At 60.4% G+C, this 26958-nt stretch carries 25 protein-coding genes and 1 pseudogene; 10 read left to right on the top strand and 16 right to left on the bottom strand.

Annotated elements, in window-relative coordinates:
• Window positions 1-888 precede the first annotated feature (888 nt).
• The 3 genes from J3489_RS31165 (at window position 889) to J3489_RS31155 (ending at window position 2065) form a co-directional block, all read left to right on the top strand.
• The gene (locus J3489_RS31165; RefSeq protein WP_207004666.1) at window positions 889-1098 is read left to right on the top strand and encodes a hypothetical protein; all 210 of its coding nucleotides are present in this window, start codon (window positions 889-891) and stop codon (window positions 1096-1098) included.
• A gap of 77 nt (window positions 1099-1175) precedes the next feature.
• Window positions 1176-1364, top strand: a complete 189-nt coding sequence (locus J3489_RS31160) for an RNA chaperone Hfq (RefSeq protein WP_242540441.1) — start codon at window positions 1176-1178, stop codon at window positions 1362-1364.
• A 503-nt stretch (window positions 1365-1867) separates the two neighbouring features.
• On the top strand, window positions 1868-2065 hold the full coding sequence (locus J3489_RS31155; protein ID WP_207004665.1) for a DUF3562 domain-containing protein: 198 nt from the start codon (window positions 1868-1870) through the stop codon (window positions 2063-2065).
• A gap of 414 nt (window positions 2066-2479) precedes the next feature.
• Here J3489_RS31155 and J3489_RS31150 read toward each other — a convergent pair whose 3' ends face one another.
• Complete coding sequence (locus J3489_RS31150) at window positions 2480-3610, bottom strand: porin (RefSeq protein ID WP_207004664.1); 1131 nt, start codon at window positions 3608-3610, stop codon at window positions 2480-2482.
• 314 nt (window positions 3611-3924) lie between these two features.
• Complete coding sequence (locus J3489_RS31145) at window positions 3925-4533, bottom strand: methyltransferase family protein (protein ID WP_207004663.1); 609 nt, start codon at window positions 4531-4533, stop codon at window positions 3925-3927.
• Window positions 4534-4879: 346 nt separating this feature from the next.
• Between J3489_RS31145 and J3489_RS31140 the strand changes: the two genes are divergently transcribed.
• Window positions 4880-5431 carry a 4-hydroxylaminobenzoate lyase gene (locus J3489_RS31140; protein ID WP_207004662.1) on the top strand — a complete coding sequence of 184 codons (552 nt, stop codon included), beginning with the start codon at window positions 4880-4882 and terminating at the stop codon, window positions 5429-5431.
• Between the two features lie 333 nt (window positions 5432-5764).
• Here J3489_RS31140 and J3489_RS31135 read toward each other — a convergent pair whose 3' ends face one another.
• The 7 genes from J3489_RS31135 to J3489_RS31105 form a co-directional block, all read right to left on the bottom strand.
• Entirely contained in the window at window positions 5765-7126 is a 1362-nt protein-coding gene (locus tag J3489_RS31135) for an MFS transporter (protein WP_207004661.1), read from the bottom strand.
• A gap of 278 nt (window positions 7127-7404) precedes the next feature.
• The gene (locus J3489_RS31130) at window positions 7405-8379 is read right to left on the bottom strand and encodes a LysR family transcriptional regulator (protein WP_207004660.1); all 975 of its coding nucleotides are present in this window, start codon (window positions 8377-8379) and stop codon (window positions 7405-7407) included.
• A 4-nt stretch (window positions 8380-8383) separates the two neighbouring features.
• On the bottom strand, window positions 8384-9163 hold the full coding sequence (locus J3489_RS31125) for a gamma-glutamyl-gamma-aminobutyrate hydrolase family protein (protein ID WP_207004659.1): 780 nt from the start codon (window positions 9161-9163) through the stop codon (window positions 8384-8386).
• Entirely contained in the window at window positions 9163-10419 is a 1257-nt protein-coding gene (locus J3489_RS31120; protein ID WP_207004658.1) for an NAD(P)/FAD-dependent oxidoreductase, read from the bottom strand. The genes J3489_RS31125 and J3489_RS31120 overlap by 1 nt, the downstream gene beginning before the upstream one ends.
• 4 nt (window positions 10420-10423) lie before the next feature.
• Window positions 10424-10747, bottom strand: a complete 324-nt coding sequence (locus tag J3489_RS31115; RefSeq protein ID WP_207004657.1) for a 2Fe-2S iron-sulfur cluster-binding protein — start codon at window positions 10745-10747, stop codon at window positions 10424-10426.
• A 29-nt stretch (window positions 10748-10776) separates the two neighbouring features.
• The gene (locus tag J3489_RS31110; protein WP_207004656.1) at window positions 10777-12213 is read right to left on the bottom strand and encodes a glutamine synthetase family protein; all 1437 of its coding nucleotides are present in this window, start codon (window positions 12211-12213) and stop codon (window positions 10777-10779) included.
• A gap of 58 nt (window positions 12214-12271) precedes the next feature.
• Complete coding sequence (locus J3489_RS31105) at window positions 12272-13588, bottom strand: aromatic ring-hydroxylating dioxygenase subunit alpha (protein ID WP_207004655.1); 1317 nt, start codon at window positions 13586-13588, stop codon at window positions 12272-12274.
• Between the two features lie 392 nt (window positions 13589-13980).
• Between J3489_RS31105 and J3489_RS31100 the strand changes: the two genes are divergently transcribed.
• A complete protein-coding gene (locus J3489_RS31100; protein WP_207004654.1) occupies window positions 13981-14712 on the top strand; it encodes a GntR family transcriptional regulator in 732 nt (243 codons plus the stop codon).
• Between the two features lie 114 nt (window positions 14713-14826).
• On the opposite strand, the gene J3489_RS31095 is transcribed toward J3489_RS31100, so the two are convergent.
• From J3489_RS31095 to ligD, 5 genes are all read right to left on the bottom strand, one after another.
• Complete coding sequence (locus J3489_RS31095) at window positions 14827-14973, bottom strand: hypothetical protein (RefSeq protein WP_207004653.1); 147 nt, start codon at window positions 14971-14973, stop codon at window positions 14827-14829.
• Window positions 14974-15374: 401 nt separating this feature from the next.
• Window positions 15375-16100, bottom strand: coding sequence for a nitroreductase (locus tag J3489_RS31090; protein WP_207004652.1), 726 nt, complete (start codon window positions 16098-16100; stop codon window positions 15375-15377).
• Window positions 16101-16884: 784 nt separating this feature from the next.
• Window positions 16885-17673 carry a tetratricopeptide repeat protein gene (locus tag J3489_RS31085; RefSeq protein WP_207004674.1) on the bottom strand — a complete coding sequence of 263 codons (789 nt, stop codon included), beginning with the start codon at window positions 17671-17673 and terminating at the stop codon, window positions 16885-16887.
• Between the two features lie 47 nt (window positions 17674-17720).
• A complete protein-coding gene (ku, locus tag J3489_RS31080; RefSeq protein ID WP_207004651.1) occupies window positions 17721-18641 on the bottom strand; it encodes a non-homologous end joining protein Ku in 921 nt (306 codons plus the stop codon).
• A gap of 126 nt (window positions 18642-18767) precedes the next feature.
• On the bottom strand, window positions 18768-21281 hold the full coding sequence (gene ligD, locus J3489_RS31075) for a DNA ligase D (RefSeq protein ID WP_207004650.1): 2514 nt from the start codon (window positions 21279-21281) through the stop codon (window positions 18768-18770).
• A gap of 389 nt (window positions 21282-21670) precedes the next feature.
• On the opposite strand from ligD, the pseudogene J3489_RS38015 reads away from it, so the two are divergent.
• Window positions 21671-21957, top strand: a pseudogene (locus J3489_RS38015) (H-NS histone family protein); the annotation flags it as partial.
• A 182-nt stretch (window positions 21958-22139) separates the two neighbouring features.
• On the opposite strand, the gene J3489_RS38990 reads toward J3489_RS38015, so the two are convergent.
• Window positions 22140-22694 (bottom strand): hypothetical protein, encoded by a 555-nt coding sequence (locus J3489_RS38990; RefSeq protein WP_374193504.1) that lies wholly within the window; start codon window positions 22692-22694, stop codon window positions 22140-22142.
• Window positions 22695-22764: 70 nt separating this feature from the next.
• Here J3489_RS38990 and J3489_RS31060 point away from each other — a divergent pair, with 70 nt between their 5' ends.
• Complete coding sequence (locus J3489_RS31060; protein WP_207004649.1) at window positions 22765-23580, top strand: class I SAM-dependent methyltransferase; 816 nt, start codon at window positions 22765-22767, stop codon at window positions 23578-23580.
• Between the two features lie 191 nt (window positions 23581-23771).
• Complete coding sequence (locus J3489_RS31055; protein ID WP_207004648.1) at window positions 23772-24383, top strand: GNAT family N-acetyltransferase; 612 nt, start codon at window positions 23772-23774, stop codon at window positions 24381-24383.
• A 557-nt stretch (window positions 24384-24940) separates the two neighbouring features.
• Here J3489_RS31055 and J3489_RS31050 read toward each other — a convergent pair.
• Window positions 24941-25384 carry a hypothetical protein gene (locus J3489_RS31050; RefSeq protein ID WP_207004647.1) on the bottom strand — a complete coding sequence of 148 codons (444 nt, stop codon included), beginning with the start codon at window positions 25382-25384 and terminating at the stop codon, window positions 24941-24943.
• A gap of 299 nt (window positions 25385-25683) precedes the next feature.
• Between J3489_RS31050 and J3489_RS31045 the strand changes: the two genes are divergently transcribed.
• On the top strand, window positions 25684-26190 hold the full coding sequence (locus tag J3489_RS31045; protein WP_207004646.1) for an arsenate reductase ArsC: 507 nt from the start codon (window positions 25684-25686) through the stop codon (window positions 26188-26190).
• A 302-nt stretch (window positions 26191-26492) separates the two neighbouring features.
• Entirely contained in the window at window positions 26493-26687 is a 195-nt protein-coding gene (locus tag J3489_RS31040) for a DUF3562 domain-containing protein (RefSeq protein ID WP_242540440.1), read from the top strand.
• Window positions 26688-26958 lie beyond the last annotated feature (271 nt).

Here is a 26958-nt window from a genome sequence, read left to right as displayed (position 1 = left end):
CCGCAGAAAAAACTGTGGACACACATGCTGCGCTCTCGACCATCGACAATCTATGTGCGCTTAAATTCGCGCTTACCAATGACGAGTCCAATTAGCCTCCCGTCCGGTTGAATATGTGGAACAGCTCCGAGCCGGTTGCACAGGAACTGTTGGTATCGACAGGCGGTCTTCATATGCACGCGGAACAGTTGCTCAGTGAAAAGGCGTCTATTAGGACGTACCTCTTACAACCGGCGCACTTCTCAGTTGCTCAATCGGAGATTTATGCACAAAGGCATACTGGCCGCATTACTGGTCGCAACCACGGTCTTCGTCTTGCCTGTTGAGGCCGTCGCGCGTCAGCGCATGGAATGCCGGCGTGTCTGGGTGCACGGTCACCTTGTTCGCAGGTGCAGGCCGCTGCCCCCACCACGGCGCTATCGCCATCGGTCGCCTCCGCATCGGCCGCCGCCTCCAGCGGTTCCGCCACTTCCGCCGCTTCCACCGCCACCGCGTCAATAGTCGTTTGTTGGGGGGGGCGTTCAGTGGGGCGGTGCGCTATTGCTTCCGCACGGCGTCAAGAAGTTTGCGCACAAGGTTGACAACGGTGTCAGCCTTGACCGCGCGTCGTATCGACGGAGTGACCGTGGAGTTACAGATTCGCAATCAGGCGTAGATTACAAATCTGTAACGTGTTGGTCAGCGTTGCGTCAAGCTTGAAAGGCCAGGATTGGGACATAGTCTTGCAGACTATCGCGGCGCCGGCCCCCGGCCGGCTCCGCGTCTCATGTTCGCAATCTGGGGGGGGGGGACATCATGAAGCGCGAGCCAAGCAAACGAACGGTAAGCATCGCCTTGGGGGTGGTCGATTCGGGGTGCGCTCCACCGTCTGGCCACAGGAGGTCCAACATGAAACTTGACGCCGCCACTTTCGTGCGACTGCGCCGTCTCGCTCCGGTTCTCGATGACGTACTCAACGCAGGAGAGGTCGAGCACGCAGACCAAGCCGTGGGCCTTGCTTCACTTGCTGAGCTATGCTCACAGTTGTTCGACGCGTACGACTACCAACACCCGGGCGAGATTGCGGAAGCACGCCTCGACGCCCTAGCGTCGCAGTAACACACTTCCTCCGCACTGGCGGGCAGCTTCAGTAATCGTCGGTACAATCGAAGGACCTATCGCTTTGACCTCAGAACATGACCGCACGCCCGTGCGTACAAGACGACTTTCTGCAGGCGCGCGTAACGGACAAGACCATCCTAAACGTGTTCCTTGTGAACGGCATCAGACTGAGCGGTCAACTGGCCGGCTTTGACCAGTTTGCAGTTCTGCTGGAGCTGGTCCAAGCGTGCAACTTGTTTTCAAACATGCCATTTCGACCGTGATGCCGGTCAATGGCAGGGGCCCGACACGCGACCCAAGCGGACGCGCCGATAAGTAGCGACAAGCCGAACCGCTTGCGAGCTCGCGTCCGATGAGAACTGCCATGACATACTGTGGCCTACGCTTCGCTTGCGCATAGCCACGCGACGTCCACGTCGAGAAGTTCAGAAAGGCGCTCACAATCCGTACTCTTCGGAACGGTAACTCCGGCGCGCCAAAGAGTCACGTCACCTTCCGGTACGCCGAGCAACCTGGCCACCCCGATGCTGGGTTCGCTCATGGTCATCTCTTGGTTGATAAACGATATAAACCGTATATCCTGTTGTCAAGCGTTTTCCCGAATGCATTGGCAGGTCGGATACACGACAGAATCTGTGCAGACAAAACGAACACCACTGACTCGTCTTAGCGATAGGTCGATTCAATTTGCATGCAGGTCGGCAACATCGTCTAATCGACTTCCCGCAGGCGCCCGCCCCCTCTCTTCGAACGCCAGGAGCGCATTATGGCCCAGCTCAATTTTGACGATGTCGTCAAGGCTATCGCCTCTGAGACCAATACACCTACAGAGACCGTATCGAAGCTGTATGCGCAGACGTGGGCCGAGTACAGCGACGGTGCGCGAATCCTGGACTACCTGACTCTCCTGGTAGCCAAACGCGTTCGTGAAAATCTTCGCGGTCGTCCGCAAGACAAGCATTAAACAACCGCCACAAAATTCGTCACGACGCGAATCGTTAATACGCACGGGTATGGGGTCGGCGAAGCCTCCTTGTCGCGGTCTACAACGCCTACTGCCCTTGCGCTCGACGTTCAGCTCGGCGGACGCGAGCCAGCGTTGGGTGGGTCATTGCTGCCGCCCTGAACTGCGACGCGCACCGGCTGGTCTAGGCTGCCTGCCACATTGACCGCCTGCAGTCGTGGGGCATCGCAAGCAAGTTCCATCACCCGTCTGTCTGGCAGCGAACGTGACTACGCCTCGATGGACCGTCGGGTAAGGCGACTTTGAGTCGTTGCATTGGAGAGGGTTTGCTCGGGCGTTCAAGCAAAATGGGCATAGAGGGCCGTGGCACCGGAAGACTCGCTATGCCCGATACAGGGTGTCGAGTGCGCCAGGTCAGAACGCGTGCCGGATACCCACAATCGCGCCGAGCTGCCCCACGCCTGGGGCCGGCGCAGTACCGCCACCGCCCGCACTGACCGAGTAGTGAGCGTGGTCACTGTTCCAGAGATACGCGACGTTGCCGTAGACGGCCGTGCGCTTGGAGAGGAAGTACGTCGCGCGCAGGCTAGCCATCGTCGCGCGCGCGTCCTGCTGCTGGACGACGACGCGGTACGCTTCGCCGTCGATGGCGAAGGCAGGCGTGATGTAGTATTGCGCGCCGAGGTAGAAGAGATTGGAGCGAACGCTGCCACCGGGGCCGTTCGACTCGACGCGGCGTCCAATCCATCCGCCACCGACCTTGACGCCAGCGAAGTTGACGTAGCCGTTTGCCTGCAGGCGGGCATCCCTGTCGCTGCTGGACGTAATCGGGAACGGCGCGATGCCGTCGAAGAAGTTCGCCGCTGCGTTGGTGCCGCCGCGTTGCTCGTCGTAAGCCGTGGCCACCCCGAAGTACGTGCTGTCGTACTTGAGCATCGCGCTCCATTCACGACACTGGCTTGCATCCCCGGGAACCTGTCCGGCGCAGGTGCCCTGACCCGGCGAATTGCCGGTGCCCGCGCTATCCCGTCCGAACGAGTATGTCGCGCCGACCGTAAAGCCGTGGAACTTGCCTTTGTAGGCAACGGTGTTGTCACTACGCGCGTTCGGCACGAAGGCATCCAGCGACCCGATGCCATAGATGTCCGGTCCGAGAATGTCGGCATCGGACAGGGCCCAATACGTCATCGTGTACTGGCGGCCAAGGGTCAACGCCCCCCAGGGCCCTTCAAGCCCGACCAGCGCCTGTCGGCCGAAAAGCCGTCCGCCCTGCCCGGAGTCGCCGCCACGCACGTTGAATCCGCTTTCCAGGATGAACGTTGCCTTGAGTCCACTGCCGAGGTCTTCAGAGCCGCGCATGCCCCAGCGCGAAGGCAATTCTCCCGTGATACCGGGCATACGAATCAAGTGGTCCCCGGCGGCGTTCGCATGGGTCACGTACTCAACTCCCGTGTCCATGATTCCATAAAGCGTGACGCTGCTTTGAGCAAATGCCGCGGCACTGAACATCCCTGCCGCCACAGCCGCAATCCTGCCGTATTTCATGAAGTCTCCTTGAACACGATTCATTATTTCGCACTACGAATACAACCGACCTGCGTGAATCTATGGCGGCGAGCTTAGAGTTGGACAGAAAAAGCAACAACAGGGAAAACCTCAAGGCGACAAAGCACCCTGAGGTTGAGCAAGAAGCGGAAGAAGATTGAGTTGCCCGGATTTTCGCCCAAGACACGTACGACATTCCATGTCTGGTATTTATGGAGGAAGAATCTACTGCAGGGGCTTGTCTTTGACGTTCAGCGCAGCGTCCGGGAGTGCCGCTGAAATGTATTCAATTCAATCTTGAACAGAATTGGTTCTCACAGCCAGCGACGCACACGCGCGCAATACTTGGCATAACGTTGCGCATGCAACCTCACCATGTGCGCTTCCTCGAAACGCACCTGAATCTGGACCAGCAGTTCCGACATCAGCCAGATGGCGAGAACGGGCCACGTCCCGACGACGAGCAGCTGGCCAAGCATCGTGCCTCTGATACCAAGATAGACAGGATTGCGTGACAGTGCAAAGGGACCGGACGTGACGAGTTCAGTCTGAGTGTCCGCGTCCACGCCCATTCGCCAGGCGGCACCCATCGATGCCTGAGAGGCAACGACCCAAATCAGGGAGATGATGAGGCACGCGACGCCCACCAATCGAACCCACTCGAGGCCAGCAAGGTTCAGCACTGGCTGCCCGCGCTCCCCCGTGAATCCATAGACCGCCAGAAATAGCCCATCGATGACGGGAAGCCAAAGGTAGAACCATCGGGCGACGAAGTCCCGCGCCGAGTCGCCCCGAGAAAAGGACACAGCATTGTGTCGTCTGTTTTTCGCAATCAGGATGCGGCCGACGACGGCTGTTGAACCGAATACGACTGCGTGAACGAGGGGAAGAAATCGCCAGAGGCTGGGGTCAATCAGTTGCATGAGGCTCGAGGAAAATACGTACGCACATGAGGCGGTGTGCGGCAGTCGATACGAAGATGAAGCGGAATGGTCTCACAGGCACCCAAATCGTGCTGCGTGAACAGCCTCTACGCCGTGCCATGGAGCTGCGCGAAGGCCCCCGTTTCGCCGTGTTCAACAGGAGTGCCAGTATTGTGCACGCCGTGCATTATTGTGTTGCAACGGTTTCCCTTCTATAGGTCGCGAGCTTGTGGCATCGTCACACTACGCGGTAGCGCGTCCGGCATTTTTGATCCATCGCCAATACGTGAGCGCCACGCTCCATATGTCGGATGTGCAGGATGCGCAATCCAAGGAGGAAACCGGAATGTCTGAGACCCCATTCGCAAGCGCCAAAGACGAACTCGTCGCCCTTTGCATTCTCTTTCTGGAAGAGGTCAAGGATATGACCACGAGCGCTGAAGTCGAGCAATGGCTGAATGCGAAGTACGGCGTTGAAAGTGAGCTGTACAAGGACGTGTCGCGACTGATTACCATCGGCGTGAAAGAAGGCTGGGCCGCCGATGTCGAAATCGCCGGTCCGCGCTATCGCCGCGCGCGACTGGTTGTGCCCTGCGCACAGACGTTTTTCTTCAGCATCACTGCGGTGTTGATGGACAGCACGGGAAACACCCAGAACAACCTAGAAGGCAGCTTTCGCGGTGACTACCATTCGCACCCGTATGGTGAGTTCAACATGGTTGTGCCGCTCAATGAAGGCGCTGCGCTCGCAGGTCCGAGCGGCTGGTGCTATGGCGGCTGGACGGCGCCGGCGCCGGGAAGCCACCACTACCCTGAAGCCAAGGGCGGTGCTGTTATCGCACTGTTCTTCCTGCCCGCCGGACGGATTGCGTACGACGTTACGCCGCCGCAGCACTGAGAGCATAGTCGGTTAAGTGACGGGATGAGCATGCAGGTCGAAGTGTGCGTGTCCTAATCCCCTGACGCAACGCTCAGGGGCTTTGTCTTTTCTGAACTTATGCAGCACGTCGGGCTTCGCCTTCCAAGTAGCGACCTTCGACGGCAGTCATCGCCGCAGCCTGCACGACGATGAAGCGGTGCAGGTGGTGAAACTTTTTCTATTGCCAGGATTGAGGCAGGTTCCATTGAGGTGCGCTTGCTTCGGTCACGGGGCTCTCCTTGCAATTGTCCTTAGCCGGTGTAGCCAATCGGCTCAGCGGGGCCCCGCTGAGAGGCCCCCTCAGAAGCTCACCTAGTGTGCGAGCGACTCTCCATCCGGCACGTCTGCAACGACCGCGTGCGAGCTGGTCGCCTGCTTGAGCAGCAGCGCCACGCACGATATGCTCCCTGCGATTGCCACGACTGTGAAGATGCCCGGCAGGCTGACCTGTTGCCGGGAGAGCTCAGCGACGAGAAACGAACCGGCAATGCCGCCAAAGCGGCCTACGCCTAACATCCATGCCACGCCTGTGCCGCGCCCCGCCGTCGGATAGTACGCTGCGGCGAGCGACGGCATCGAGGCCTGCGCCGTGTTGACGAGCACGCCGGCGACAAAGACCGCGCACACCAGCAGGCCGATGTTGCCAATTGACTGGCCGATTGCAAAGACGCTGAGCGCGCCAAGCGCATACGCTGCGGCGACCACGCGGTTCGGATTGAATCGGTCCATCAGCATGCCGCACAGCACGGTACCTGCACCACCTAACGGGAACAGCGCGGAAATCATTGCTGCGCGCTGAGGGCTCATGCCGGCCTCCTTGAACAGCACAGGCATCCAGTTCACGAGGCCGTAGAAGATGACAAGGCCCATGAAGTAGCACAGCCACAACAGCACTGACCCGAGGATGTACGAGCGCGACAGCACAATGCGAATGCCGCCACTAACGGGCGCACGCACCACGGCTTCCTGCATGACGAACGCCTGCGCAGACCAGGCGCTATCGTTGATACGAACCAAAACCTTGCGAATCTTTTCGACCGGCTGCTGCTTGGCAACCATGTAGCGAATCGACTCAGGCAGCATGATTGCGAGCATCACGGTGAGGAGAAGGGGCAGGGCGCCGCCGAAATGCAGAACGCTACGCCAGCCGAACTGCGGAATCATCCACGCCGCAAGGAAGCCACCGAATGCCGCACCCAGCGGAAAGCCGCAGAACATCAGGTTGACGATAGTCGAGCGGCGCTTGTCCGGGCAGAATTCGCTCATGAGCGTCACCGCATTGGGCATCGCCGCGCCCAGACCTACGCCCGTGATAAAGCGCGGCATAGTCAGCTCCGTCAGATTCGACGCATAGCCCGAACCAATACACGCCAGACTGAACAGCAGTACCGAGCCGGTCAGAACGAGCCGTCGCCCCCAACGGTCCGATATCGGACCTGAAATCAGCGCACCGCACGCGAGGCCGAAAAGCGCGGCACTCAACACCGGTGCCAGTGCGGCTTTGCTGAGGTTCCATTCCGACAACAATGAAGGTGCGATGAAGCCAATAGCGGCCGTATCGAAGCCGTCCATCAGTACGATGATGAAACACATTGCGAACACCAGCCACTGATATCCCGAGAAGGGGTGCTCGTTGATGAGCGTTTGTACATCGACAGTCCTGGTCTCTTCCATTGCATCCTCACTTATTGGATTGAAGTGAATCCGATACGGCCTGAATGCCAGATTTCACCGGCGGCCAAGCTTAAGAGCGTCAATTTCGGGCAACAACCCGGCAAAGCGTGGACACCTGACTGGCGACAAAGAATCACGCCACTCGCACGCTCGCGCGATGTGCCGGTTTTGCATCAAGAAGCCCCTATGTTTGCCGACTATTTGACGACGTTGATGCGACTTCTCTCAGAGACAAGGGCAGAGTGAATTCTTCGCATAACAATCTTGAACAGCGTGAATCAGCAGGTGCGGACCTGCCGCGCCACATCGGTAAGCTGATGCCTGAGCCATTGCAACGCTGGGTCTGCGTCGTTGCGCTCATGCCAGACAACACGCACTGGTACGTTCGGACAGTCATAGGGCGTCGCGCGCATTTTCAGTTCACCGTGCCGCTCCAGTTCGCGGCCAAGCGATGAGGGAACCAGCGCGAGCATGTTGCTGTGCCGAAGCAGCGCGGGTATCGCCAGGGAATGTGCAACCGACATGCGCATGCGTGGTGCCCCACTCTTGTCGGCAAATGCGACGTTGAGCGCGTCGCGATTGAACATCTCCGATTGCCTCGCGAGACCGCGTTCAACGATAAAGCCGCCCACCGCCCCGTCCTCCTCACCACCCTGCGAGATAGCAACAAGCGGATAGGACAGCAGGTCCTCGCGGGTCAGAGGCCGGTCGGCAATGGGATGTTCACGATGCAGGAGCAGCACATCGGTCTGCTCCCAGACCTTCATCGACCTGAAGCGTGACGGGACGTCTGCGAATATGCCGACCGCGATATCGATGCGCCCGACGTCTATTTGCCCCGCAAGGTCGAGCCGCGTCGAGGGCCGGATGACCAGGTCCACCAGCGGCGCTTCCGCGCTCAGTCGCTGGCTGAGTCGTCCGAGCAGCAGGGACGTTATGCAGTCGTTCGCGGCAACAACGAATTTGCGTTGTGCACCGCTAGGGTCGAACGCATCCACACCGAGCGCGGCCTTGATTTGCTGAAGCGCGCCGCGCACCGGCGCTGCCATGCCATGCGCGCGCATGGTCGGCTCCATCCCCCTGGCCGTGCGCACAAAGAGGTCGTCGCCGAGCACTTGCCGCAGGCGCGTAAGCGCATGGCTGATAGCCGATTGACTGAGATGCAGGCGCTTGCCCGCCAATGCAAGGTTGCGGTCTTCGAATACTGCGTCGAACACGCGAAGCAGGTTGAGGTCGATGCGTTCTGCTGACATGGTTCTAACCCTTGTTGCGAACAACGGCCTGTTGCGCGGCATAACGGCGGCAACTCATCCCGAATGCCTCAAAGAGCGAGCGCGACGTCCCATCACTCTCCACGGTGACTTCCGGGTGCCACTGCACACCCAGTGCAAAGTCGTTGCCGTCGAGTCGATAAGCCTCAATCAATCCGTCCGGCGCGCATGCCTCAACAGCGAGTGGCGGCGCCAGTACGGCAACGCCCTGCCGGTGAAGCGAATTCACGCGCACGCGCTGCTCGCCCGTGAGTGCGGCGAGCCAGCCACCGGCAGTGAGGTCAATGTCGTGCTTGTACCGGTAGCGGGTGGACAAATCCTCGTTGGGGTCTTCAAGGTGTTCAGCGGCGCGCCCCGCCGCATGAATGTCGGTATGGAGCGTGCCGCCAAAGGCCACATTCATTTCCTGGAAACCACGGCAGATTGCCAGAAACGGCATGCCGCGCGCGGCAGCGCCCCGCATCAGTTCCAGCGCGACGTGGTCGCGGTCGGGGTCAACCAGCATGTCGATATCCGAGATTCCACCGTAACGTCGGGCTTCGACATTCGAAGCGCCACCTGGAAACAGCAAACCGCTCACGCCGTCGAGATAGTCTTCGATGGTCTCGATGTCCTGCGTAGCTGGAATCAGAACGGGACTCACGCGCGAGCAGGACATCAATGCCCGGATGTAGCTGTGCTTTGCGCTGTGCAGGTCGTGTTCGCCCACAAAGAAGCGGTCACAGACAAGGCCGACGAGTGGGCGGCGGATTTCACCCGAACTCATTACGCGACTCCCTGTGCAACGAGAGCCGGCTGGTTCGCCAGCGCCTTCAGGTCGAAGTCGGGGTCGCTGACCTGCTGCGGTGTCGGCTGCGCGCCATTTGTCAGCAGCTTGCGCGCGAGCATGTGGTCCTGTGGCCTGTTGATGCTGTCGACCGCGATGAGCTTCACGCCACGGAAGTAAAAGAGCGAGAACTTGCGGTCTTCGACCGCGCCGCGCAGTACGAACTCCGTGAACCCGGTGTGCACTCCTGCCATTTGCAGTTTCAGGTCGTATTGGTCCGACCAGAACCACGGCAGCGCACGGTAGGGTTCCGTCCGGCCGACGATGGAAGCCGCAGCGGTTTTTGCCATATCGTTCGCGTTTTGCACTGACTCGATACGGCAGGCAGGCGTGCCGGCGGGCGCCCAATGCGGCACAAACGAGACGCAGTCGCCCGCGGCCACAATCGACGGGTCGCTGGTGCGCGCGAAGGAGTCGACAGCAATGCCCCCCACCACCTTCAACCCGCTATCTGCGGCCAGTTCCGTGTTGGGAACGACGCCGATACCGACCACGATGAGGTCGCACATCAGTCGCGAGCCATCCTCGAGTTCGACCGAGACGACATTGACCGTGTTGTGCAAGGCCACCACCTTGCGACCAAACTTGAACGCAACGCCATGCTCCGTGTGGGCGCGCAGCATGAATTCAGACAGCCAAGGCGAAGCGACCCGTGCCAGCAAACGTGGCTCTGTTTCGACGACGGTCACTTCGAGTCCCTGTTGACGCAGCGAGGCTGCTGCTTCAAGGCCGATGTAGCCGCCACCGATGACGACGGCACGCCGTGCGGTACGTACCGCTTCAGCCAGCCGTCGCGCGTCGCGCAGGTCACGCAGGTAGTGCACCGCCTCGCGCGTCGCGCCTGGGCAGTCGAGCTTGCGCACACGCGCACCGGTCGTCAGCGCAAGATGGTCGTACGCGATTCGGGCACCGTCATGCAGTTCGACTTCTTTGCGTTCGCGGTCGATGCAGGTGGCGCATGTAGATGGCATCCACTGAATCTTTTCCTCTTCCAGGAACGCCTGCGACCGCAGGAGCAGACGGTCCTCCGTATAACTGCCAGTCAGAAAGCCTTTTGACAGCGGTGGACGGTGATACGGCGCGTGGGGCTCATCGCCTAGCAGCACGATATGCCCGTCGAAACCGAATTCCCTTGCGGACGCGGCAAGCTGCATGCCCGCATAGGATGCCCCAACAATCACAAGCGTCTGTTTCATGAGGTCACCCCTGCTTCTGGACAATCTGCACGACCAGTCCGCTCATGGCGGGTGTCATGACGAGCTGGCAGCTCAGCCGGCTCTCGGGACGGCGCTCGGCGGCTACGCCCTCGAGCAGTTCCAGTTCGGACTCGTCTGGCGACGGCAGCTCCGCTGTCGACGACGCGTCGACATAGACATGGCACGTTGCGCACGACAGGCAACCACCGCACTCGGCATCGATGCCGCGCACATTGTTGCGAATGGCGGCTTCCATCACGCTGGTGCCAGCGGGCACCCCGATTTCCCGGCGCTCACCGTCGCGCAGAATGTAAGTGACGATAGGCATGGCATCTCTCCTTTACGATGGGAACACCGTCAGAACGTTTCGAAATACTCCCGGTGTTCCCACTCGGTGACTTCCAGGTTGAAGCGGTTGAGCTCGGCTTCCTTGAGCTTGCAGAAGTAGTCGACGAATGCATTGCCGAAACCTTCGCGTAGACATTCATCGGCACGCAGCGCGTCGATTGCATCGCCAAGCGTGCGAGGCAGCGAGTCGGCCTGCGTTTCATAAGGCGTGTCCGCCGAGGGCGGCAACTCGAGATTGCGTCGCAGGCCATCCATGCCAGAGAGCACCTGCGAGCCGAAGTAAAGATACGGGTTAGCCGTCGGCTCGCCGACGCGGTTTTCGACACGGCTTGCCGGGTCATTCGGGCCACTCAGCACGCGCAGCATCACGCCACGGTTGTCGCGTCCCCAGATGGCGCGGTCCGGTGCATTCGAATACGGCCGGTAGCGCCGGTAACCGTTGATGGTCGGCGTCGACAAGGCCGTCGCGCCCTGGGCATGCGCGAGAAGCCCCGCCAGATATTTCTGGCCGATCGACGAAAGCGGTTCATCGGCACAGGTCGGCATGAACACGTTCTTCCCGTCCGCGGCATGCACGAGCGACTGATGCAGATGCCATCCGCTCGACACCACATTCGGAATCCGCGGCCGGCACATGAAAGTCGCGTGATAGCCGTTGCGCTGGCAAATCTGCTTGACCGCGCTGCGAAACAGAATCATGTCGTCGGCGCCGCGAATGCCGTTCGTGGGGGCAAACGTGAACTCGAACTGGCTCGGACCATACTCGATCTCGAGCGAGCGTACCGGCAGCCCGAGCCCATCGATGTTGCAGCGGAGCAGTTCCATCACGTCGTCGACAGCGTCGTAACGCAACTCCGTCAGATACTGGTAACCATGCGAGAGCAGTTCGACATCGGGTGGTGTACCGGGCTGCCCTGAGTGCTCGGGCTTCATGTTCGGGTTGGTCACCTTGAAGACGTGAAACTCGACTTCAAGGCCGGACACGAACTCGTACCCATGACCGGACAGCTGGCCGAGCGCGCGTTTGAAGAGATGCCGGGTGCCAAACGGCACCGGCCTGCCATTGGCGAAGTAGGCGTCGCACAGCACCCAGCCGGTATGCGGCGCCCAGGGCAGGATGCGGAACGTCTCGGGGTCGGCGACCATCAGCGTGTCGCACGCGCCCTGCATTTCAGGCATGTCGAAGCCGCCGCCGGCAGTGAACACCGGGAACACCGTACGGTGTGAGGTATCTTTGGCGAGGAGCGTGGTCGTGAGCGTCACGCCACTTTTGAATGCCTTGATAGCCTCGTCGACGACGAGGGTCTTGCCGCGCAGAAGTCCATGCTGGTCGGGAAACGAAAAACGCACCACCCGGACATCACTCTTTTGCAGGCGCTCCAGCAGCGCTTTGTACGCAACGTGCTGAGCGTCTGTCCACAAGCCATGTGATTCTACGAAAGACATCTTTGATTCGCGCGGCGACAGGACAGCCGCGCGCTCCATTCAGGTTGCGGGGAGGTCCTCAAGCCTTCGGTGCCGGCCACGGGGCGGCCGTGCGGCGGTTGATGTCCGCCTCCTTCCAATACTCATCCCAGCGGTCCGCCGGGCCGATGCCGTCGATGGACGCAGGGCCGGTAAGGTGGGCCGCCTGCTGCTCGTCAATCATCATCAACGTCTTTTCGCCCGCTTGCGTCTTCTCAATCGCATCGACCAGCAGACGGCGGTACGCGGTGATGCCCTTGTCGGTGGTGCCCAGGTGCTCGCGCGTGCGGTCCTGAATAATACCCTGCGATTCGACGGCCCATTGGTCGTGAACGTTGATGTCAAAGCCCATGCCCGTGTACGTCTCGGTCAACTGCTCCTGCAGGTTGAAGCCGTAGTCGTTGCGTTTGTTCTTGCGCGACGTGTAGTCGGGCAGCTCATACAGTTCGAGCCGCTGCTCGCGCATCTGCTGCTTGTTGGTCGGCGCGCCAAAGCTCGTGAAGATGGCATACCAGTAGCAATTCTCGTCATCGACAGGTACGTGCCATTGCGTGATGGTCATCTCCGAGCTCATCGGAATCACGAAGGCCTGCGGGAACACGACGTTGGTCACACGAACGTGCGTCTGCTCGTCGTTAAGCGGCCGTTTGGCAATGAGGCGCAGGCCGTAATCGGCAGGGCTGACGAGAATCTCGGGCGATTCATATTCGCGCAGCACCTTCGTAATCGGCATGTCTGAGTCCGCTGACGCGCCACGGAACTGCTTGCCGTAGCTCTGGCTCACGTCTTCGTCTTCGAAGAAGCGGTGCAGGAACGATGCGTGAGCCGGGTCGATGCCGACTTCGAGCGCTTGGAGCCAGTTGCATTCAAAGAGGCCCTTGAAGGCAAACGTGTAGTCGCCCGGCGCGGCAAAGCAGTCGAAATTCGGGAAAGCCGGCGGTTCACCGTTGCCGATGCAGGCGAACAGGATGCCGCTGCGCTCCACGACGGGATACGCGCTCTGACCGACCTTCTTGCACAGCGTGCTGCCGGCAGGTTCTCCCGGCGTCGACAGGCAGTTGCCGTTGACATCGAAGAGCCACCCGTGGAACGCACAGCGCAGACCGCCCGCCTCGAGGCGTCCTGCCGCGAGGTCGGCGCCGCGGTGCGGGCAGTCACGGTCCAGCATGCCGTAGCGGCCCTGCTCGTCCTTGAATACAACGAAATCCTGGCCCATCAGACGCACGGCCCGGACCGGACGCTCGGCGGGCAGTTCGTCGACCAGCGCCACAGGCTGCCAATAGTTGCGCAACAGCTCGCCGGCGGGCGTGCCCTTGCCGACGCGCGTTATCAGGTCGTTTTGCTGGGAACTCATCATGGCTTTTCTCCGGCGGGAATGGTATGCATCACTCGAGTCAATGTATGCAACAAATCACATGGTGAGCACGAAGCATACGCGTAAGAATTCACTGATTCAATTTATGCATGCATTAGACGCTAGACAATCGCGCGCATCGGCTTCTGCATAGGCCGATTGAGTATACATAAGTATTTGATTTTTAATAATTTATTCAGCATTACCAGGATTTTCCCTGATACCGGCATTTGTACCGCAGACGAGTGCTGTTGCATACATCGTTGAACTTAAGCTCTGACACCAATAACCATTTGACGGCAATCGCTGCGACCATCGTCTACAATGCGGTACATGCTGAATGCAGCGCGTCTGCGATGATTGTCTGGCCCTGATTCGGGCCACTGGAGAAGAGAATGGAGTCCCAGCAAGAGCGCGTACTGGTCTATTTGCGCGACCTGATTCTCAAGGGCGAATTCGCGCCCGGAGAGCGCCTCGCCGAGGTGGCCCTTGCCGAGCGGCTGCAGGCGTCGCGCACACCGGTTCGACTCGCGCTCACCACCCTTGAGCAGGAGGGGCTGGTGGAACCCTCTCCGGCGGGCGGATATGTCATGCGACGCATCACGGCCACGGAAATCTCGGACGCCATCGCCGTGCGCGGACACCTCGAGGGCATGGCGGCCCGGCTGGTTGCCGAACATGGCGTGCCGCGACAGCTGTCCAACGCGTTGAACGAATGCCTGCGTACAGGCGACCGGTTGCTCGCCAAGTCCGAGCTGACGCTCGACGACTACGCGGTGTACACCGAGATGAACAACCGGCTCCATCAGCTTATCGTTGAAGGCTCCGGCAACGCGGCACTCATCCGCGCCATCGAAATGAACAACCGGCTGCCGTTCGCCGCAGCCAGCGCGATGCTGCCGATGCAGTCCGCCATCGATGAGGGCCGCCAGTGGCTTTTCATGGCACACCAGCAGCATCACAGCCTCGTTCAGGCAATGGAGCGAGGCGAAGGCGCCCGGGCTCAGGCACTCGCCTCGGAACACGTGCAGATTGCCCAGAGGAACCTCACCTACGCGCTTGAGCGCCCGGAGCTTTGCATGAAGCTCGCTCCGGCACTGCAGCTCGTTGCCGAAGCGGTCCTGTAGCAGCAGTCAGCACCGGGCAAGAAAGGCCTGCAGCCAGTCATGCGCGTCGGCGTTCGATGGGGAGGGCAATTCGGCCAACGTAACGCGGATGAAGTGGAGATAGCCAGAAATGCGCTAGAACTGGGCGCGCGCATCCGGCGATGCACGCTTGGTTTGCGATGCTTCACGAACGACGCTCACAGCCTCGTCGACCGCTTCGCGTGCAGCCGCCAGATTGGCGGCCGTCGGCGCATCAAACAGGAGCGCAAGACCGTCGAGCATGCACCGGTACGCACCTTCGGTGCCCTGCCATGCCTCGGGATGTATCGGGAACTATCGGACCCGGACCCGGACTCGGACCCGCGGAGAGCATATAAGGCTCGCCTATCGGAGACACTTCCGCTCAGGTTAGTCAACGGCGCGGTTGGTCGACGTGGCAATCGAACCAGCGGACCATTCGCCCAAGCCGAATCCCCGGCGAATCCACGCCACCTTGGCCAACATACGCACCCACGAATCTGGGGGCGCCTCAGCGGCGGCTTTAGGGGCGAAGCGTTTGTGATGCGGACAAAGACGCAGCTTTCCGGCCGCAATCGTCAGCAAAAATTCGGGCGCTGCGTCCCCTAGCCGTACTACTGCTTCTCTGCCGCCTTGCAACCAACTGCGCAGTATCTGCAATCCGGCTATCCGTCGAACCCAAGGAAAGTTGCAAATTGTTCCACCGTCGCGCGTGGGATACCAAGCTTGTTGACCGCCGAGTTCTCGTCCGCATAGCCCAACGACATTCCACATACGACATCGAAGCTGGGTTCCAGCTTCAGCTTTTGCGCGATGACTGTCTGGTATCGCGCGAACGAAACCTGCGCGCAGGTATCGAGCCCTCGAGCGCGCGCCGCCAACATCAGCGTTTGGAGGAAGATTCCGCAGTCGAGCCAACTGTATTTCTTGAGCCGCGTGTCGATTGTGAAAATCAATCCTACGGGCGCGCCGAAAAAGTCGAAATTACGTCCTGCTGCGCGAACTCGGGATGCAACGTCCGCTTTGTCGATTCCGAGCGCTCCGTAGTAACGGGCGCCGAAATCCTCTTGCCATGGCCTGCAAACCTCGGGCAAAGGGTTCGGCATGTGCTGCAACGGCGGGCAGTCATCTGCGACGTGTGCCTGCCCCAAAGCTTCACTGAGTTCCCGTTTCGCCCGGCCATGGAGCACGTGCACGTTCCACGGCTGAGTGTTGGAATTGCTCGGTGCAGTGCGCGCGACATCCAGTATCTCAACGATGTCGTCCTTCGAGACTGCATCAGGTCGGAAAGCACGAATCGCCCGCCGCGAACGAATCACGGCATCGACAATACAAGCATCCAGATGCGATTGGGAGCCGGTCTCCACGGCTTCAAGGATATCTGTGTACATAGTGTCTCGATGATGGCACAACAAAACGCCACGCTGCGGTGAAAAGCATGCAACATCCTTCTGAACGACAAGCAATGTCCACGTTCGATTCGTGGACAGCCGAGGACGGACGGCCATCGACTGCCGAAAGGGCCCGTTCGCCGGCAGCCAGGCCCAAAATTACCTTCCAAGATAGCGAAATGAGATGGCGCGAGTGCTAGGCAGGCTGCGGCTGGCAGTTGCTCCTGCTACCACGCAGGCGAACACTATCTGTAGGTTTGGGACTCGCCCGCGGCCAGGCACGCGCTTCATACCGCGTGCAATTCCGCGCCTGGTGCGAGCGGCGGGCCGAATGCCATTCGTCGAACCGCACCGCAAGTCGGCTTCGATTCGCCGAATCACATCACTTTCCCCAACGCTACACTCGCTTCTATCGAGCGATGCTGTTGAGCCCACTCACAGCCCGCACGATGCCCTATGGGTGTCGTTGCTAGATTTGCTGGAGCGGAACGTGAAGACTATGTGTGACAGGTCGCTTCGCTGCCAGGTCGAAAAATGGCTCGTGCCCGCTCCCGCAGCACCCGTTCACGTGACCGAATTCGGCCGGACGCGTTGGGGCGGAACACGATATGTCTGCGTCGAGACATCATCACAGAGTGGCATGCGCGTACTGTTCTTCTTTCGTCACCGTGACGGCACGTGGTGGGTGTTTACCCCTGCCGCCGGCAGTCGGAAGTTGACCGCAGAACGCCGGGTCGCGTAGAAACATGTTTCCAGGCTCGACAACCTCAGCGATGCCTGTCACTCAGGTCGTCAGCCGGCGGTAAGCACTCAGATGGCGCACCAGGCCTTGCTTGTCGCCGCGCGTCTCAAAAAGTATCGCCAAGTTGTGATGTGCGTCAGCGTAGGCAGGATTGAGTTCGAGACACCGTTCGTAGCTGCGCTCCGCTTCGTCGATTCGACCCAGTCCCTCGAGCGCGACAGCTCGGTTGAAATGCAGCACTGCGTCTTCCGGAAAATGGGACAGCGCATCGTCGAACACACGCAGCGCGTCCTCGCAACGCTTCTCGTCTTCACACAGTAAAGCGCCTAAATCAACGTAGGCGGCGTAGAACGGCTCGGGCGAGAACTCTACTGCTTGTCTGTATGCCCGCTCCGCGCCTTTCACGTCGGACTTCCTCAACTGCTCTCCAAGGTCGTACCATTCCTCAGCTTGGATAGCGGCATCTTTCCGCCATGGCGATGTGTCGAGGACAGCGACATTTCCCTTGATTTCCGCAACCTCGAAGTCAAGCAGGAACTGCCCCGTGGCAGCGTCCCACTGCGACGGGCCGGTCTTCACGACGACATCGTTCCCGACGGCTGTGACGCGAATACCTGAGAGTGGTAATTCGTCCGGCAGCTCGTCCCGCAATCGCGAGAGGGCTTGGACAATTTTGCGCGGAGGTATTTTCGCGGAACGTAACTGCAATGCGGTTCGCAGCAGAACGACATCCTGAAAGGTGAATCGGAGTTCGTTGCGCGGCCCGCGCGACGGCGTCACGAACCCCGCCGCAACCAGACCCGAGACAACGCGCCGGGACACGCCCAGCATCGCCTGCAGCTTGGGTAGCGTAACGTCGTGCGCGGTGTTTGGTGGCGTCACTTGCGCGCCCGGGCCCTTGCTGTGGTCTCGGTGGATACCTTTGGCGCGCGGGCCGCGGGCTTCCGCGCTTTGGGGGCTGCAGAAATTTCTACGACCGGCTCCGCGCTCTCTCGCTTGGGCGCGGCCGTGGCTTTCGCCTTGGCGCCTCCCTTAAGACTGGCACGCAATGCCTCCATGAGGTCGATAACCTCGCCGCTTGACGCCACCTCTTCAGACTCGGCCGAGACGACCTCCTTGCCTTCAATCTTTCTGTCGATGGCCGCAAGGATGCGCTTTTTCTCTTCGTCCTCGTAAGCCGACGGGTCGTAGCTATCCTCGGCACCCTGCTCGATGATTTGCAACGCCAGCTTTAGTTCAGCATCCGTCACTTGAACGTGTTCGACGCTCAAGTCCTTCAGTGACCGCACCTCGTCCGCAAAGAGCAACTGTTGAAAAACCAGCCCGTCTTCGTTCGGCCGCACCTGAACGATTCGGGTCTTGCCCTTGAAAGCCCACTTGGCCAATGCGCATCGACCGCTCTCGGCCAGCGCCTGCTGGAGCAAGCCGTATGGCTTTCCGCCTCGTTTGTCGGGTGCGATGTAATACGCCTTGTCGTAGTAGACCGGGTCAATCGCTTTCTCCGGTATGAAGGCCAGTATCTCGACGACGTGACTCGCGGCTTCCTCGAGCGCCTTGAGTTCGTCGCCGGTGAATACGACGTATTTGTCCTTCTCAAACTCATAGCCCTTCTTCATCGAAGAGCGTTCGACAACCGCGCCCGTCGACTCCGAGATGTACTGCTGTTTCACGCGGGAGCCATCGGGAGCAAGCAGGTTGAATTTGACGTCGGACGCACTTTCCGTCGCAGGATAGAGCTTGACAGGGATGGAAACGAGCCCAAAGGACAGGGATAACGAGGCGATGGAACGAGCGGGCATGAACTTCTCCTCGCGGAGGGCCGGTTTTCCCTAGCCCGCCAAGCAATGCATGTGCCCCCATCGGGGCTCCGGGTCTCCAGCTGGCACTCGGAACGTCCCACATTCCTGCGCTGGCCACCAGTCGAATCATTGTAGACGCTTCATTGCTGATGCCAACGACTGCCTCGTTGACCAGTAATCAGCCCACGGGTCTTGGGTCTGGAAGCTCAGGTACTCGCGCGCCGTCAACACGGTCCACTGCGCGCCACTCTTCAGTGCGGAAAGCTGCTCCCAGGACACCGGCATTGAGACCCCCATGCCCGGCCGAGCCCGGGCCGAAAAGGCGGCGACAGTTGTCTGGCCCATTCCGTTGCGCAGGTAGTCGACATAGACCTTGCCGACTCGATTTATGGGCCCTGAGGTTGCCGAAAATCGTTCGGGAATGAACTTGGCGAGATGTCGGACGAATGCGCGCGAGAACCCCTTTACCGTGTCGTAGTCATGCTTCGGTACCATCGGCACGACGATGTGCAATCCCTTGCCACCAGTTGTTTTGAGCCATGCCTTGAGCCCCAGCTCGGACAGGAGCGTGTGCACTAGGAGCGCCGCTTCCTGAATCTGCCCCCACTTGAGTCCTTCGCCGGGGTCCAGGTCGAAGATGACCCGGTCGGGCCTATCGAGCGTCAGCACTGTTGAGTTCCACGTGTGAAACTCGACAACATTCATCTGTGCCGCCGACATGAGCGCGTCAGGCGTGTCGACTGTCAGCAAGGGCCGGTGCCCAGGCCACCGATTCGGGTCGTGTTCCTTCAGACCTGGCATCCTTGTCGTCTCCGCATGCTTCTGGAAGAACATTTCCTCGCTGACGCCGGCGGGCGCGCGCAGCATCGCTAGTGGACGGTCCTTCAAGTGGGGCAACAGCCACTGCGCCACGCTCTCGTAATAGCGGAACAGGTCAAGCTTGGTGATGCCGGTCGTTTGGTCAATCACTCTGTCCGGGTGGGTGACCTTGACTTGTGGCGCAGGCATGGACGCTGACGTCGTGGTGGCTTCGCGGGTGATGTCGCCGGGAGACTTGTCGACGCGCAATCCTTTGAAGGAGGCCTGCCGCACGAGACCGTCGGGGGTCCACTCGGCGAACTCAACCTCCGCGACCAATATCGGCTGGACCCAGCGCTCGCTGCCAGCGGCCCGACTGGACGACCGAGGTGACTTTGCAGCGGGGACGTCAAATGGCGCGGAATCCACTTCGAGCGGGGTGAAACGGTTCCACAGGTCCCGCGCAGTCCGGGCATCCCAGCCCGTGCCGACGCTGCCGGCGTCGTAGAGCTTGCCATCCACGTAATACCCGAGCAGCAAGCTGCCAATCTCCCCAGCCGTGCCGCTGCGATTGGTAAAACCACAAATGACAAGCTCCTGTCGCAACCGGCATTTTGCCTTCAGCCACGTCTGCGACCTCCCTGAGACATACGGCGCATCGCGCCGTTTGAGCATCAAGCCTTCAAGACCCAGCCCCGAGGCAGCTTCGAATACCTGGGCCGGTGGCGCCTCAAAATCCTGGCTGAAGCGAATCCGTTCGCCCGCATTTTTCAGAAGCTGCGCGAGCAGCGCGCGCCTCGCCCACAGTGGCACACCCCGTAGGTCCTTTCCATCCAGGTACACCACGTCAAACAGGAAGTAGACGATGTTCCCGTTGGAAGCGTTCTCCATCGCATCCTGCAGCGCGGCGAAATCGGGAATGCCATCTTTGAGTACGACGATTTCGCCATCGAGCCACGCGCTGGAGACGGGGAGCCGCTCGACCTCTGCGGCGAGACCTGCCAGCTTCTTTGTCCAATCGTGCCGCCCGCTCGTAAAGAGTCGCACACGCCCCTTGTCGACACGCGCGAGCATGCGGTACCCATCAAGCTTGGCCTCGGTTATCCATTCACCTCCCGTCGGCAGGAAGCGGGCGAGGGTCGCGAGTTGCGGCTCGAGTTTCGCGGGAAGCGGAGCCGGCACCGCGGCAGAGAGGTCTATTTCCAAATCGGCTCCGCGCACGTGCCGGGCCGACTTGGGTTCGCGCTCTTCCACAAGCCCGAGCGGCCTCGCGACCACGCTGTCAGGGAGCGCCTTGATGACATCGTATTGCGCAAGCGGTTGCGCCCACTCGTCGCGTTTCTTGAAGAGCATCCACGGGTCTTGCTTGTCGTCCGGCTTTGCGATGCGCACCAGCTCCCACATGCCGGCGAGCTTTTCACCATGAAGGCGAAAAACAAGCTTGCCGCCTTTCATGCCTTCGCGCGGGTCGCCAACCGGGTCCCAGGTTCCGCGGTCCCACACGAGCACGCTGCCGGCGCCATACTGCTTGGGGGGGATAGTGCCTTCGAAGCTCGCGTAGTCGACCGGATGGTCCTCGACGTGAATCGCCATCCTCTTTTCCTTCGGGTCGTAGCAGGGACCCTTCGGAACGGCCCAGGACATCAACACGCCGTCGAGTTCGAGTCGAAAGTCATAGTGCAGTCGGCCAGACCAGTGCTTTTGGATAACAAAGGCCAATCGCTGGTCGTCAGCTAACGGGCTCGCAGCCGACGGCGCGGGCTCCGGCGTGACGTCGAAATCACGTTTCTTCCGGTAGTGGGACAGCGGCGAACGTGTTCGGTCAGGAGGAATGGAGGGCATGGGTTCAGTTTAGGGCCAACTGCTCTTCAGGCAGGGCCGGCATGGAATCCGAATGGTCCAATCGAATTGCTTGTTCTGACTCCGGCTTCGCGTACGACGCGACCTACCAAGTGTGGCCGAATGGAAGTCTGGTTAAACGTTCATGGTGCTAGGTCACATTGACGGCAGCATCGGCACCTCCTACAGGGGGGACCGGGGCGACGTTAGGGCCGGTACGCCGTACGCCTCGTCCTTTTTTTTGACGGCAGCTAACGACACGCTGGCAAGGGGGAGAGCATTGAAGTCTTTCATTGGCCGGAGACGCTCTTCGTCAACCTGCACACATTGCAGTCATCCACCGTCGCACTATTCTATGAACGAGACCGTTGAAGACGAAGAGGAGGCGCTAAATGGCAACGTATCACGAACTCAAGGCTCTATTGGCCGACCTTGCCCGTCAAGCAGAGGAAGCAAAGGCGCTCGAAGTTCATGCGGTCATTGACGAAATTCGCGCGAAAGTCGCCGAATACGGACTCACGGAACAAGACATTTTCGGGCGCCGCAGGCGTGCTCAGGTAAAGAGAGGGTTCGTCGGCGTACCAAATATCGCGACCCTAAGACGGGCGCTGAACGGACGGGACATGGCCGGGCGCCCGCCTGGATTAAGGCCGTGAAGGACCGCACCAGCCTCTTGATAGCAAGTTCAGCCGGCGCAGCGCCGGTCAAGCACACCAGCAGAAAGGCTGCCGGCAATGGCACAGCTTCAGAGAAAACTACGGCTGGCAAGGGCGCGGAGACGAAGCCCGCGCGTCGCGCGAGACGTGGGTCAGCCAGAAAAGCGACGATTGAGGCGACAGGCTAGCTTCGGACTGAGCCGACTTAATTGACGTGCGTGCCCGTGCGCCGCGCGCGCAGTTGCGCGGAATCAGCCGCGGGCGGAAATACGTGCCAGTAGCCGTCGTCGTGTTGGAAGAAAAACAGCGCGTGCAAACCCGTCGGTTGCCAAGTCTCTACGCACACGTAGCGCCCTCGGCCCGAGCAGGTGCGTCCAAACTCGGTTACATGCACAGGCGTGGTAGGGGCGAGCCATTTTTCGACTTGGCATCGCAGTGACTGCGCCTTCATGTCTTTCATCTGCTGCTCCCCATGCACCGGTAGTTTCGCAGCCCATTCGCCAGATGCCGCTAAAACATGAACCGGTCGCCTTCGATGTTCGAAGCCATTTCCCCGCGCCGCATCGAGACCTTCAGAAACCGCTTTAACTATAGCGCCGAAAACCGGCAGCGGCGTATGCTTCAGCAAGATAGCAACACAAACAAGCCTAGCGCAAAAGCGCGTGTGCGGCGGCTCTTGACCACGATTATTGGTGCGCTGCGCCACAGAATTATTTGGCCCTGAGTGGCCGACCTGGTTGATTCCCCGCCGGGCGGACATGCGCGTCTCACAGGGGCACACGGTGGCCGGCGCCCCGGAACGCAAGGCGTCGAACGAGTGGGAGGCAAGGATGGGACAGGTCGACTTCAGCACACTCGAGCACCAAGGTTGGGAGAGGGTCGCGCAGCCCTATCACACATACTTCGGTGATTTGACCACGCAGTCGAATCCGGCCATGCTCGACGCGCTCGGGATTGGTCGGGGCGCGCGTTTTCTCGACATCGCATCGGGGCCTGGCTACCTCGCTGCCGCAGCCGCCCGACGTGGCGCAGACGTCACCGGCGTGGATTTCTCGGCAGCGATGGTCGATAAGGCGAGACGCGTCTTTCCGGAACTTGAGTTTCGCATCGGCGATGCCGAGGATTTGCCCTTTCCCGACGACAGCTTCGACGCAGTGGGAATCAGCTTTGGGATGCAGCATTTTCCGCATCCTGAGCGTGCACTCGCGGAGGCATTCCGTGTTCTGCAACCTGGCGGCAGAATTGCCTTTACGGTCTCGGCAACGCCGGACAAGGCAGTCGGCTTCGCTATGGTGTTAAAGGCAATCGATGAGCACGGGACGACCGACGTGCCCTTGCCGCCGGGACCGCCCTTCTTTCGGTTCAGTGATTGGGAGGAGTCGAGGCGCGCGTTGCTTGATGCCGGGTTCGTGCAACCGGTGGTGCGGGAGGTTGACCAAACGCTTGTGCTTCGTGCGCCGGATACACCGTTTCACGCGGTCATGCGCGGTGGCGTCCGAATTGCCGCAATGCTAAACGCCCAGACTCCAGCCGCGCTGGCATCCATTGAACAGGCCGTCGCGTACGACGCAGAGGCGTACCGGAACGATGCAGGAGAACTGCGGATTCCCATGCCCTGCGTCTTGGCCTCCGCACTCAAGGCATAAGGGCCGGCTGTTTTATCGGAGCGGCCCTGGACCATCGACATACCTCTTTCGGCGACTATTGGTCGTCGTTGTCGGCCACTCGCACTTCGCGCGGTCTTTCGGGAGAACACCAGGGCTCGGGCGCCCTCGCATATGGGTTGTACGTCGCTTGAACGTCATGTACCGAAGCCTCATGAGTCGCGCCTACACGAATGACACAAAGAATTGAAAACGCCAATCTCGCAACATATGAGCTGGAGCTAGCAGGCATGCTTGCACGCGCATTCGAACAGGACCCGCTCGCCCGTTACGTCTTTCCGGACGACGCGGTGAGAAGACGTCGTCTGATATCCGTTTACCGACTCTATCTGCGTGTCTTTGCGCGAGGTGGACGGGTGTTGGTCAATGACGCGCGTAGTGCGGCAGCGCTGTGGCTACCGCCAGGCCGGTATCCGCTAACGTGGGCACAGCACCTTCGGTTGCTGCCACGAATGTTATGGGCCACGGGCGCCACCGGTTTCGCAGCGGCAACCCGCGTATTGGACCATCTGGATAGCATGCATCCCGCGGGCAAGCCGTTCTGGTATCTGGGCGTGCTCGGGGTCGACCCTGCTAGCCAACATCGGGGACTTGGAAGCGAGCTCTTACGCGTCGGACTTCGCGTGTGTGACCAAGAAGATGTTGCGGCGTATCTGGAGACCGCCGAACCCGGCAACTTGTCGTTTTACGCCCGGTTCGGCTTCTCCGAACTTGTCGAGTCCCGGCTGCGCGGCGGACCAACGGTCTGGAGCCTTTGGCGCGACCCAGACCGTGATTCGGTCTGACCGCCCTCGGGGGCATCGACGGCCCCCACGCATACCAGTTCGTTACGAGCTGATGGACTTCGAAGTAGCGAAGCGGGAAAGAAAAGCCGTGGTCGATGCCGACGATGGTCGGGACGTCCTCTTTCAGCAGGTCTGCGAGCCAGACGGCTACGCCGCGCCGGCTCCAGTATTTGCGTGGACTGGGCGGGGGAAGCACCTCCTCCGGCTGCTCGCCTGGGGTCTGTGCGACGTACACCCGCAGTCCCTTCAGGCCATCGGTCGGAGTTCGGGCTCCCGAGTAGTCAATTCCAACATAGCGATGAAAAGCAGCTGACATATCTCGCTGTTTCTGATGACCGCTGTCTGGTCAACCATCCCTTGTGGAATCGGGGCTTTCAACTGCGGCCCCGCCGGGCTAAGGCTTGAGTCCGATAGGTCAGAACCACAAGTTATTGATTTTACGTTGATTTGTTGGTGTTTTTGCAAAGTTAACCAAAACTTCAGGCGGCGGTTAACCGAAACTGATGGTGTCCTCCATTGGCAGGGCGCGCACAAAAACGGCGCACCCCTGTCGTGAATTACGACTTCGCGGGGCGGCCGGTCTTCACCGGTTCCAAGGCGGAGACTGCCGCCACCAGACGCTTATCCGGCGCAAACGCGAGCATCTGCAGCCCCGCGCGCAGCAACTCGCTCTTCTTCACCGAAATGCCTGCCGCGACGCAGCGCTTCTTGAGTTCTTCGATCTTTGCGTAGTCCGACTTGGGCATCGTGAAGCTGTCGCGCACGACCTTCTCTTTCTTGGCGCGGCGCGCTTTCTCTTCGGTTGCGGCCGGTGCCGCAGCGGCATCCGCCTTCTTGGCCTTGCGTGCTTCAGCCGTCTTTGCAGCGGCTTTCTTCGGCGCCGCTGTCTTGCGTGCCTTGGCCGGCTGCTTGTCGGCTTTGGCTTCGGCTGCGGGTTGCTCGGCGCTCTTGGGGAAGTGGAACTTCTTTTTGGTGGGCTCTTTGAGGACGGGTGTGTTCATGTCGATTCCTTGGAAACAGTAAAAACAGTATATACGATTTTAGAGGCGGCACTTTTGGCGGCCGGTGGACGCAGCGTTTTCCGCTTGTCCCCAAGGGAGGTCAAACTTCGGGCCACACGGCGATTCCGTCTGACGATTCCGCGCTCGCGTAGAATCCGCGCCTCGGCATGAGAAGGGGGGGGCTGATTAGGTGTTTGCGAGCGTTGGCACTCGACGCCATGCTTGTAACACTGTCACGGGCTTGCAAAACTGGCTCGGCAAGATGACATGTACAAAAATAGGTACGACGGGGCGAAGCAGTGACCAAGAAACATAATGTGCTGTTTCTCTGCAGAGAGAACGCGGCACGCAGCATCATGGCCGAGGCCTTGCTGCGCGAGCTGGCTGGCGGCCGATTCGAGGCGTTCAGCGCGGGGTCTGATCCGGCCGCACGCGTGCATCCGCTGGCGATCAAGCAGTTGCGGCCCGGCATTTCCGACCTGGAGCGGCTCGGTCCCAAGAGCTGGCTGGAGTTTACGGGCGAATGGGCGCCCAGGATGGACCTCGTCATCGCCCTGGACAGTTCCGTTGCCGAATATCACGCGCCGCGCTTTCCCGGTGAGCCCGAGTTCTACGAGTGGAGCTTCGCGGACCCGCTCGCAGACGGCATGAGCCAGCGCGAGAGAGCGCGCTCGTTCGAGAGCGTCTTCTGGCAGATTCTACGGCGCATCAGCGTGCTGATTGCGTTGCCGCAGTGCACATTGCACGCGCCGCGTCAGGTTCCGAGCCGCGTCGTTCCCGAGGGCGAAGCGCTACTGCAAGTGTAGGCGCCGGGCGTGCGGGGCAGCGCCACGCCCCCGGGCCTGGCGCTGCCCGGGAACGTTCGATGCTCGCCTCCGGTTATCGATAGGCTGACCGGAGGCATCATGAACTACCAGCCCCACGCTCACTTGCTTTGCATGGGACCGGAGTACGCGCTAAAGCGCTACTCCGGATCGACACGTTCGCTGCCCCCCGAGGGGGCGGATGCCTTCCTTGGGGCGGCCCGGCGCCCCAAGGAAGTCCCCCGCCCCGCAGGAAGTCCCCTTGGGGGATTGGGGGATTGGGGGATTGGGGGACGGGAGGCACCATGAAGCCCGCGATTAAAACCCCCGACCCTCACGACATCGTGAGAGAGATTGCCGAGTCGACGCATACCGACGAAGAGACCGTCTCCAATCTGTACGCGGAAACGCTCGACGAGTATCGCCGCAGCGCAAACATCTTCGACTACCTCCCGCTGCTGGCTGCAAAACGCGTCCGCGAACGGCTGCAGCGGCATTGAGCGACATGCAGCGGCAATTCGGCAAACTGCTATGTAAATCGCCCTCGAATCGCCCAATCGCTTTGGGGCTTCACCCTCTACACTGGTTTCCATGGAGCGAGTTGTTGAGTCCATCGGCGCGGTCTTCCCCCCGCGTTGGTTTTAGCCGTACCAGTGATAGCGGTTCAAGCAGCTGTAGTCGGCGCAGGATGTTATCGAAGCAACGGTATTTGAAGTGCACGCAGGAGCAGCACCGCGCAGTCGGAGGTCGGGCGGTATCGGCAACAAGCAG

The sequence above is a fragment of the Trinickia mobilis genome (genome assembly GCF_017315705.1).
GTDB lineage: Bacteria > Pseudomonadota > Gammaproteobacteria > Burkholderiales > Burkholderiaceae > Trinickia_A > Trinickia_A mobilis.
Note: the sequence above shows the minus strand (reverse complement) of the source record. Positions and strands in the feature narration are given on the sequence as shown.

What these genes read in the sequence shown, in the direction of transcription:
- J3489_RS31055 (WP_207004648.1), top strand. Translation starts at nt 23,772, where the DNA reads ATGACACAAAGAATTGAAAACGCCAATCTCGCAACATATGAGCTGGAG.
- J3489_RS31090 (WP_207004652.1), bottom strand. Translation starts at nt 16,100, where the DNA reads ATGTACACAGATATCCTTGAAGCCGTGGAGACCGGCTCCCAATCGCAT.
- ku (WP_207004651.1), bottom strand. Translation starts at nt 18,641, where the DNA reads ATGCCCGCTCGTTCCATCGCCTCGTTATCCCTGTCCTTTGGGCTCGTT.
- J3489_RS31140 (WP_207004662.1), top strand. Translation starts at nt 4,880, where the DNA reads ATGTCTGAGACCCCATTCGCAAGCGCCAAAGACGAACTCGTCGCCCTT.
- J3489_RS31050 (WP_207004647.1), bottom strand. Translation starts at nt 25,384, where the DNA reads ATGAACACACCCGTCCTCAAAGAGCCCACCAAAAAGAAGTTCCACTTC.
- J3489_RS31040 (WP_242540440.1), top strand. Translation starts at nt 26,493, where the DNA reads ATGAAGCCCGCGATTAAAACCCCCGACCCTCACGACATCGTGAGAGAG.
- J3489_RS31060 (WP_207004649.1), top strand. Translation starts at nt 22,765, where the DNA reads ATGGGACAGGTCGACTTCAGCACACTCGAGCACCAAGGTTGGGAGAGG.
- J3489_RS31130 (WP_207004660.1), bottom strand. Translation starts at nt 8,379, where the DNA reads ATGTCAGCAGAACGCATCGACCTCAACCTGCTTCGCGTGTTCGACGCA.
- J3489_RS31160 (WP_242540441.1), top strand. Translation starts at nt 1,176, where the DNA reads ATGACCGCACGCCCGTGCGTACAAGACGACTTTCTGCAGGCGCGCGTA.
- J3489_RS31095 (WP_207004653.1), bottom strand. Translation starts at nt 14,973, where the DNA reads ATGCTCGACGGTCTTGCGCTCCTGTTTGATGCGCCGACGGCCGCCAAT.
- J3489_RS31125 (WP_207004659.1), bottom strand. Translation starts at nt 9,163, where the DNA reads ATGAGTTCGGGTGAAATCCGCCGCCCACTCGTCGGCCTTGTCTGTGAC.
- J3489_RS31150 (WP_207004664.1), bottom strand. Translation starts at nt 3,610, where the DNA reads ATGAAATACGGCAGGATTGCGGCTGTGGCGGCAGGGATGTTCAGTGCC.
- ligD (WP_207004650.1), bottom strand. Translation starts at nt 21,281, where the DNA reads ATGCCCTCCATTCCTCCTGACCGAACACGTTCGCCGCTGTCCCACTAC.
- J3489_RS38990 (WP_374193504.1), bottom strand. Translation starts at nt 22,694, where the DNA reads ATGTCCGCCCGGCGGGGAATCAACCAGGTCGGCCACTCAGGGCCAAAT.
- J3489_RS31165 (WP_207004666.1), top strand. Translation starts at nt 889, where the DNA reads ATGAAACTTGACGCCGCCACTTTCGTGCGACTGCGCCGTCTCGCTCCG.
- J3489_RS31105 (WP_207004655.1), bottom strand. Translation starts at nt 13,588, where the DNA reads ATGATGAGTTCCCAGCAAAACGACCTGATAACGCGCGTCGGCAAGGGC.
- J3489_RS31100 (WP_207004654.1), top strand. Translation starts at nt 13,981, where the DNA reads ATGGAGTCCCAGCAAGAGCGCGTACTGGTCTATTTGCGCGACCTGATT.
- J3489_RS31135 (WP_207004661.1), bottom strand. Translation starts at nt 7,126, where the DNA reads ATGGAAGAGACCAGGACTGTCGATGTACAAACGCTCATCAACGAGCAC.
- J3489_RS31145 (WP_207004663.1), bottom strand. Translation starts at nt 4,533, where the DNA reads ATGCAACTGATTGACCCCAGCCTCTGGCGATTTCTTCCCCTCGTTCAC.
- J3489_RS31120 (WP_207004658.1), bottom strand. Translation starts at nt 10,419, where the DNA reads ATGAAACAGACGCTTGTGATTGTTGGGGCATCCTATGCGGGCATGCAG.
- J3489_RS31110 (WP_207004656.1), bottom strand. Translation starts at nt 12,213, where the DNA reads ATGTCTTTCGTAGAATCACATGGCTTGTGGACAGACGCTCAGCACGTT.
- J3489_RS31155 (WP_207004665.1), top strand. Translation starts at nt 1,868, where the DNA reads ATGGCCCAGCTCAATTTTGACGATGTCGTCAAGGCTATCGCCTCTGAG.
- J3489_RS31085 (WP_207004674.1), bottom strand. Translation starts at nt 17,673, where the DNA reads ATGCTGGGCGTGTCCCGGCGCGTTGTCTCGGGTCTGGTTGCGGCGGGG.
- J3489_RS31115 (WP_207004657.1), bottom strand. Translation starts at nt 10,747, where the DNA reads ATGCCTATCGTCACTTACATTCTGCGCGACGGTGAGCGCCGGGAAATC.